Raw genomic sequence first — 3,127 nt, forward strand, 5'->3', positions numbered from 1 at the left:
GTTAACTACCAGAAAGTTTATGACTTTGCTTATAAGCTTTGCGGTGACCGCCACCGTGCTAAAGACATTACCCAGCAATGTTTTCTCCGTCTCTGGGAAAAGATAGATACCATCAGCAGCGAATCAGAAGACATATTTCCCCTGTTGTTTGTAATAGCCAAGCGGGTAGTGATCGATGAAAGCAGGAAGGCCACTACTTCTGCGTTAGCCCACAAAGATATCTATCATACCAGCTCCGGCACTGTCGATGAAACCGAAAGCCGTATGCACTATAAACAGCTCAGGCATCGCCTCAGCAATGTGCTTCAGTCGCTCCCCGATAAGCCCCGCAGGGTTTACCAGTACCGCGATTCCGGTTATTCCCACAAAGAAATTGCAGATATGCTGAACATCTCTGTTACTACCGTGCGCACCCATCTGAGAACAGCCACACACCTGATCCGTAAAGGGATCGGGAATACCACCGTGATTGTTGCCGCAGCCTCTTTACTGTGGTCATGCGGGAAAGATAAAGACCCGGCAACACCCACAGGACCGGTAACCAATGCGGAAGTAAACCGCTGGATACTGGACAGTATGAGTTATTTCTACTACTGGAAAGACGGGCTGCCGCCAACACCGGATGCATCAGCAGAAGCCACCACCTGGTTTGGGCAGCTGAAAAATACCGCCGACCGATTTTCTATTATATATGACCCCGCAGTACCCGCTTCCTATCCTGCCGGCTTACGCAGCATATATGGCATGGAAGCTACGGTGATCGCATGGTCCAAAGCGCCGGGAGGCGCACTGGGAGTAGTGCAGCTGGTACAACCCGGATCACCCGCTGCATCAAAGGAACTTAAACGCGGACAACTTTTTACCCGCGTTAACGGCGCCCTGCTGAATACCGGCAACGCCGCCTCGCTGCTGGCTAAACTGGTAACGGATAAAAAGGCCGATCTCACCATGGCCACACAGGGTACAGACGGCGTGATCACCGAAACCACCGTGCAGAAAATAACTGCAGGCGGCATCACACAGGAACCCGCGGTACAACAATCCGTGGTGTTCAATACCACACCCAAAACGGCCTATCTCTGCTTCAACTACTTTGACGACACACAAAGCGCCGCATTGCTGCAAACATTCAGCGCTTATAAGCAACAGGGCGTACAGCAACTGGTGCTGGACCTACGCTATAGCCCCGGTGGCAGCACTGCCATGGCAGCCATACTCACAGCGCTTATCGGTAATCATATTGATGCCGGAAGCACTTTTGCAAAATATATTGGCAACAGCCGGCTGGGCAACCGCACCATGACCTTCGCCCAAACCATGGCGCTCCCGGAAAACGGTACCGCGGTTACTTTTGATCAGGTGAAACCCTTTCAGCTGCAATTAAGCAAGGTATATATATTAACAGGCCCGCATACCGCCTCCGCCGCAGAAATGATCATTAATAACCTTAAACCCTATACGAATATCGTGCAGATAGGCGGTACCACCCTGGGCAAAGACGAAGGCATGATCACCATTGCCGATGGCCGCAACCCTAAACGCATTCCCTGGGTACTGATGCCCATCACCTATAAATTACAGAACGCAGCAGGAGGGGGGGGATATAATAAAGGAATTACACCGGCTTACCAGGTAGATGAACTGGCCGTTTTACCCCTGCAACCCCTGGGTACCCCTGCAGATCCCCTCACCGCAAAAGCGCTGGCACTGATAGGCGTGGCAGGCGGGCGTATTTCCAATAACCCGTTAACGGCCGCCCAAAGCGCCGCTACATCCCCCGCTATGGCGCATCCTGTATTGATCAGCCATCCCTGACCCCGGTCTTTGTACCCATTCCAATGTTACCAAAATGTGAATTCCGATCTTTTGCCTACTCACTTTTTAATGCCCGTTCGTACTGTATGTATAGTGTTGATATTTAGTTCTGTTATTCAAAATAAAAAAAGTGATCACGAAGCAATTACTGGATCGTTATTTTAAGCAACAATGTTCTTTGGAAGAAAGAATGACTGTTGAAGCGTACCTGCAGGGGACCGATCACACCCTGCTGGATGAGTTTTTACACGGCAAATGGGCGGAAGCCGCTGCTGGTCCTGCCATCCAGGTGGTGCCCCCTGCCATTGAGCTGCCGGCACGTACCAAAGTACGGCACATAGGGCTTAAATGGGCGGCTGTATTCACCGGTATGCTGATGCTCTCCGCCGCTGCTTACTTCCTGTTCCTGATGAGTGGGAAAAAGATGCCGCTGAATCCTGTGGCCCGTACACAATGGAAAGAACTGAATAACCATGGTAATGATATCAGGTCGGTGTTAATGGGAGACGGCACCCGTATATGGCTGAATAAAAATGCGGTGCTGCGTTACCCTGATAATTATAATGAAGTATCGAGAGACGTGGAACTGGTGGGAGAGGCCTATTTTGAAGTAGCGCAAAACAGCCGTTTACCTTTCCGGGTACATACCGCACATGTAACCACAACGGCGCTGGGAACCGCCTTTAATATCAGTGCATTCACGCGGCAGGATACGGCTATCTGTATCAGTTTGCTGGAAGGAAAAGTAGCAGTAGCATCGGCCGACAGTAACAATACCCGTGTACTCACCCCCGGTATGGCCCTGAACTTCGAAGGAAACAATATGTGGGAACCCGTAAAAGACAGCGCTGTTTTTAACGCCACCGGCTGGATGAAAGATAAGATCTATTTTAACAACGCCACGTTAAAGGATGTATGCAGAAAACTATCCTGGCAATACGACGAAAAGATCATAGTGGAAGGAGATGCAGCCCGGCAGCGTATTTCAGGCATCTTTAATACATCAGATGATTTCAAAACAATTGTAGCAGCCATCACCTATGTACACAAACTACAGGTGAGATATACACCACAGGGATGCAGGATCACTAAAAATTAAATACATACCGGTTCATGTTTAATCCGTCAGCAGGCTAAAACTGCTGTGCAGCTATACCATTGCCCATAAGGGCCATTTAAAAACAATAAAAAGTTATACGATCAATGAGGCCATTTGTACACAGATTATGCTTAATGATGGTGTGTTTTATTTCACTGTTTAATAGTTCAGTTTTGCAGGCGCAACAGTACCTGGGACTATCAGAAACAGTAA

Annotated in this window: 2 protein-coding genes; both read left to right on the forward strand. The window is 49.2% G+C overall.

Annotation, left to right across the window (positions count from 1 at the left end):
• Positions 1 to 1,815 (forward strand): sigma-70 family RNA polymerase sigma factor (locus VN105_RS14945; RefSeq protein WP_325642255.1); only part of this gene is annotated, 1,815 nt, incomplete at its 5' end.
• A gap of 130 nt (positions 1,816 to 1,945) precedes the next feature.
• Positions 1,946 to 2,914, forward strand: coding sequence for a FecR family protein (locus VN105_RS14950; RefSeq protein ID WP_325642257.1), 969 nt, complete (start codon positions 1,946 to 1,948; stop codon positions 2,912 to 2,914).
• Positions 2,915 to 3,127: the final 213 nt, after the last annotated feature.

This window comes from Chitinophaga sp., assembly GCF_035564935.1.
In the GTDB taxonomy this organism is placed as follows: Bacteria; Bacteroidota; Bacteroidia; order Chitinophagales; family Chitinophagaceae; genus Chitinophaga.